The organism is Ectobacillus sp., assembly GCF_056992975.1.
Genome location: NZ_JBXKMX010000188.1, coordinates 1 through 5,477 on the forward strand (window position 1 = coordinate 1; position 5,477 = coordinate 5,477).

General features: G+C 38.1%; 4 protein-coding genes. 2 read left to right on the top strand and 2 right to left on the bottom strand.

From position 1 onward, the window contains the following. Positions 1–110: 110 nt before the first annotated feature. Together motA and AC11ZT_RS08530 are read left to right on the top strand one after the other, a co-directional pair. Positions 111–893: a flagellar motor stator protein MotA gene (motA, locus tag AC11ZT_RS08525; RefSeq protein ID WP_484059192.1), complete on the top strand. Its 783-nt coding sequence runs from the start codon at positions 111–113 to the stop codon at positions 891–893. After that, positions 886–1,602: a flagellar motor protein MotB gene (locus AC11ZT_RS08530; RefSeq protein WP_484059193.1), complete on the top strand. Its 717-nt coding sequence runs from the start codon at positions 886–888 to the stop codon at positions 1,600–1,602. The genes motA and AC11ZT_RS08530 overlap by 8 nt, the downstream gene beginning before the upstream one ends. 87 nt (positions 1,603–1,689) lie before the next feature. Here the strand turns inward: AC11ZT_RS08530 and cas6 are convergent, their stop codons facing one another. Further along, complete coding sequence (gene cas6, locus AC11ZT_RS08535; protein WP_484059194.1) at positions 1,690–2,430, bottom strand: CRISPR-associated endoribonuclease Cas6; 741 nt, start codon at positions 2,428–2,430, stop codon at positions 1,690–1,692. A gap of 564 nt (positions 2,431–2,994) precedes the next feature. Then, a complete protein-coding gene (locus AC11ZT_RS08540; protein WP_484059195.1) occupies positions 2,995–5,352 on the bottom strand; it encodes an endonuclease MutS2 in 2,358 nt (785 codons plus the stop codon). Between the last annotated feature and the right edge of the window lie 125 nt (positions 5,353–5,477).

Sequence of the window (5,477 nt, forward strand, 5' to 3'; positions counted from 1 at the left end):
TTAATTATAGTTCGTTGATTTAGAAAAAGAAATTAGGATTGTCGAATGACATACATTAACTTACAATACTAATATATGATTATATTATAACGTTTTAGAAGGAGAAAAGGATGACTAGTTTTTTTGGTGTTTTACTTGCTCTAATTGTAATTGGTGCTGGAATGATACTAAAGGGGGCATCTTTAAACGCATTAAACAATCCGGCAGCTTTTTTAATTATTATTGGTGGAACCATCGCTACCCTCGTCATCGGTTTTCCATTTAAAGAAATACGGAAATTTCCAATGATACTTCGGGTCGCCCTTTTCACACCAAAGCAACCTACTATTTCGGCTCAAATTGATGAACTAGTACATTGTGCCGAGGTAGCTAAGAAAGAAGGTTTTTTAGCACTTGAAGGAGTCATTGAAACCATTAAGGACCCCTTTGTGCAAACGGGATTGGAGTTAATTGTAGATGGCTATAACGCTGAATTCATTGAAGAAGTGCTAAATGAAGAAGTTGATGCAATTGAAACCCGTCATAAGGTAGGGGCTTCTATCTTTACACAAGCAGGAACCTACGCACCGACGCTAGGTGTACTAGGAGCGGTAGTCGGACTTATCGCTGCACTTGGTAGTTTAACAGATATTAGTAAAATTGGTCACTCCATTTCAGCAGCCTTCGTTGCAACGTTACTCGGGATTTTCACAGGATATGTTTTTTGGCACCCACTAGCAAACAAATTAAAGCGTGTTTCGAAGTTAGAAATTGATCGGAAACTTATCATTATCGAAGGAATCGTTCAAATTCAAGGTGGTATTTCTCCAAAAGCATTAGAGAAAAAGCTACTCGCTAATCTATCATGGAAAGAAAGAGAGCGTAAGAAGGCGCAGGCGATGAAAGATGAGTAAGCGAAAAAAGCATAGAAACGAAGAAGAAGAGCACGTTGATGAATCCTGGCTGATCCCGTACGCCGATATTTTGACGTTACTATTAGCAGTTTTCATCGTTTTGTATGCGGCTAGCTCAGTTAATATTTCTAAATTTAATACAATCATGGGCTCTTTTAAAACGGAGTTAACTGGACAAAAGGAGGGAACAAAATCTCCAGATCCAGCACCTACGCCGGCTCCGCAACCGCAGGCGACACAGTCACAACCCATCACAGATGAAAAACTAGAAGAATTAAAACAAAAGCTCAATGCCTATATTAACGATAATAACCTACAAAACGTGATGTCCTTACAAGATACGGAAAAAGCAGTCGGTATAACGTTAAAAGATATGATTCTATTTGACTCAGGAAAAGCGGTAATAAAAGAAAACGGCTTTTCAACCTTAAATGATTTAATTGGCTTAGTAAACACCGTAGACAATCCAGTAAGTATTGAAGGATATACGGACAATGTTCCGATCAAGAACTCATCCTTTCAATCCAATTGGGAATTATCCGCTGCTAGAGCTGCGAGCGTTCTTCATTATTTTGAATCGCACCAAGTAAAGTCTGAACGACTGCAATTCACTTCGTATGGTGAATTTCAACCTCTTTATCCGAATGATTCAGAAGAGCATCGACAGGCAAATCGGAGAGTAACCATTAATATGCTACGTCAAAAATAACAGAATGGAATATCATTCATACATAGATAGAAAAGGGGGCCTGCCATGTTGACAGGGTCCCTTTTCTTTTATACGTAACTGCTTGTACTATTCCACTACAGAAAACATACCAAATCCCTGCGAATTTCTTCCTCCTAAACCTGTATCATAAGCAAAGGATAGCTGCTCCGGTGAGGACTCAATTTCAAACTTTCCAAGCCAGCCCGTAATGATATGTCCTTTAAATGTTGTAACCACCTTGTAATTATCGAGCACTTGAACTGGCCGTATAATAAATGGCTGTTCCGGTTTTTTTCCGTGATACGCTTCATATTTATTTTCAAAGTTAGACTCAATTAAAATGGGAAATACAGGATCATATGGCTGAAAGTAATGCGTTCTCTTCCGTTCATCTTTTTCGTATGTGCTATATACCGTAACCGGTGATAGCATTTCAATATTATATTTACTCTTTGGCAATTGCGTTTTACGAATTTCAATTTTTTCAACAGTGAGCAATTGTCCGTGTAGCTGGATTGTATCGGAAAAAAGTAGAAATTCCCCAATTTGCCGGATTAGTGTGTCGAGTACGCTGCTTACATGCCATGTAATTGTTTCGTTAAATTCAATTCTCTTCTGCTTTACTAAAATACGGTGCGGTCCAGACAAACGACTAAATGTAAACAACTTAAATGTCCGATTTCCCTTTTGAAATCCTATTTCGTGCAAAAAATTAGCAAAACGAGCTTCCGTTAGTGAACGATACAAAAATCCTTGTAACACGTATTGATAGTTTAATGGCAACTGGAGTGTACTGTGAACTGGTTTAAATGTTACAGTGAGTTTCATGGTCATTATCTCCTTCATTTCTATCTCATACTAATCCTAGTTTTTACGAATCTTTTCTTACGCGTATGCATTCGAATTTTTATTCCTACAAAGTTAAAATAACTGCAAGTTTCCAACGTCTTTTCTTAGCAAATACATACGTTCTTAAATAAGAACAAGATGTTATAAATATACATTATTTAGAATAAATATAAACATGCTGTTTTTTTCGCTATAATGTACGTTATTTCATCAAATGATAGTTTATAACGAACGTATGTAAAGATAATAACTACGGTTATTTACGAGTTTCGCTTTCCAGTAATGAATATACTATTATAATAAATTATGGTAGCAAATATATCTAATTTTGTAAATATACAAAAAAATAAATTTTGTTTTATATTTCAGATTTTTATAATAAAAAAGACGGTTGCTCGTCTCTTTTATTATCTAAAGAGACGAGCAGCCGTCTTATCTGGCATATAGAAAAACGTATAGTATTCCAAGAACAAACAAACTAATACAAACGCCAAGTAGAACTTTCGCTAGTTTCTCCATAAACATGAAACCATTTCCCCTTTTCTACTTCAGTTCGACGATTGTAACGCCAAGACCTCCTTCTCCCATTTCCCCGTATCGGAATGTTTTAACGCCTCGATGCTTCTTAAGCTTTTCTTGTACCCCTTGACGAAGTGCTCCCGTTCCTTTTCCGTGTATGATGGATACACGCGGATAACTTGCAAGCATGGCATCATCTAGATATTTTTCAACCCGTTCCATGGCATCCTCATAGCGTTCTCCTCGTAAGTCAAGTTCAAGCTTCACATGATAATCCTTGCCCTTTACCATGGAAAGCGAGCGTTTCTCTACTTGCTTTGGTGTGCTCAAGTATTCCATATCCGCTTCTTTCACTTTCATCTTTAATATTCCTATTTGTACGTTCCATTCTTTATCACTTACTTGATCCAAAAGCTGTCCTTTTTGCCCAAATGTAAGAACCTTGACTTCATCACCGGAGCGAAGAACCCGTTTGCTTCCTTGTTTTTTCTCGGCTTTTTTCTTCGTTACCAACGTAGGTGCTGCATGATCTAATCGGCTCTTAGCATCTATCAATTCGTGTTCTTTCACATTGGCAAGCTGTTCCTTTCGTAAAAGACGAAGTTCCCTTATAATCGTTTCGGCTTCTTTCTTTGCCGCTTCTACTTTTTCCTCAGCTTCAAGTTGTGCCTTTAGAAACATTTCATCGCGTTCTTCATGGAATGTTAGAATTTGTCGTTGTAGTTCCTTATGAAGCTTTTCAGACTCTTTCCGAAACTCTTCGGCTTCTTTCCATTCTTTCTCTGCATTCTTTTTGCTCTCTTCTAGCTTCACAATCATATTTTCTACTTTATTTGACTCTGCGCTAATATGCTCACGGGCATGATCAATAACGCGGTCTACTAACCCAAGCCTTTTGGAAATTTCAAATGCATTACTTCGTCCTGGTACCCCAAGTAATAATTTATATGTTGGACTGAGTGTATTTACATCAAATTCTACACTCGCATTGACAACACGGTCCCGATTATAGCCATATGCCTTTAACTCTGGATAGTGCGTAGTCGCGATAACTCTCGTACCTCGTTTGTATACTTCATCGAGAATTGAGATTGCTAATGCCGCACCTTCCTGCGGATCTGTCCCTGCTCCTAATTCATCAAAGAGAACGAGGCTATCGTAGTCTGCTTGTTCTAAAATAGAAACGATATTTACCATATGAGAAGAAAATGTACTTAAGCTTTGTTCAATCGATTGTTCGTCTCCGATATCTGCAAATACGTCTTGAAAGATACAAATTTCAGACTCATCTAAGGCAGGAATTTGCAAACCAGATTGTGCCATAAGTACACATATTCCTACTGTTTTTAAAGTGACTGTCTTCCCGCCTGTATTTGGCCCAGTTATAACAATTGTTGTATAGTCCGTTCCAAGAATAATGTCATTTGCGACAACAACATCCTGAGGAATAAGGGGATGACGAGCTTTATACAATTTTAAATAGCGCTCATTATTTAATTTTGGCTTGGTAGCCTTTAATCGTTTTGCATATGCTGCCTTGGCAAATACGAAATCAAACTCTGCCAATACTTCCACATTTTCTAATATGATGTCAGCAACTTCAGCAACTCGATCTGTTAGCATGAGTAAAATACGTTCAATTTCTTGTTTTTCTTTCACTCTTGCCTCTTGCAGCGTATTGTTTAAATCTACGACAACCTGCGGCTCTATAAATAGCGTTTGACCAGATGCAGATTGATCATGAACAATACCGCCATAAACCGTGCGATATTCTTGTTTTACCGGAATGACATACCGATCATTCCGTATCGTAACAATCGTATCAGAGAGTCGTTTGGATGCATTAGAGGAACGAATCATCCCTTCAAGCTTTTCCCGAATACGAGATTCAGCAAGCCGCATTTGTTGACGAATGCCACGCAGCTTTTCACTTGCACTATCAACGACCTCTCCCCCATCGCCGATGCAATTATTAATTTCCTTTTCTAAATCAAACAGCGAAGTTAATCTCGCTGCAAGAGAAAGAAGGATGGGAAGTTCTTCGTCATTTTCTACTACATCTTCGATAAACCCTTTCATTTGACGGCTACCGTACATCGTCGTTGATATATCAAGAAGCTCACTTGGATGGAGCATGCTGCCGATTTTCGCTCGTTTCACATTTGGTCGTATGTCTGTTACACCACCAAGCGGTGCATGGCCTTTTAATCGAAGTACAAATACACCTTCTTCTGTTGTTTCCTGCAGATGCTGTACTTCTTCAAAATCTGTACTCGGCAGCAGTTGAATAACCTTATCTCGTCCAAGTGAACATGATACGTGTTCGAGTAATTGTTCTTTTACTTTATTATATTCTAAAATGCGTAATGTTCGTTCTTGCACGTATTCGTCCTCCTATTGCTTCTTCTTATGAATAAAATCTAATAATTGTTCACAGTTCCATGTATTTACGATGGATTCAGATTGAATCCATCCTTTTTTCGCAACGCTCACGCCAATATGCATGT

Coding starts and splice junctions, on each gene's coding strand:
- cas6 (WP_484059194.1), bottom strand. CDS start 2,430: ATGAAACTCACTGTAACATTTAAACCAGTTCACAGTACACTCCAGTTG.
- AC11ZT_RS08530 (WP_484059193.1), top strand. CDS start 886: ATGAGTAAGCGAAAAAAGCATAGAAACGAAGAAGAAGAGCACGTTGAT.
- motA (WP_484059192.1), top strand. CDS start 111: ATGACTAGTTTTTTTGGTGTTTTACTTGCTCTAATTGTAATTGGTGCT.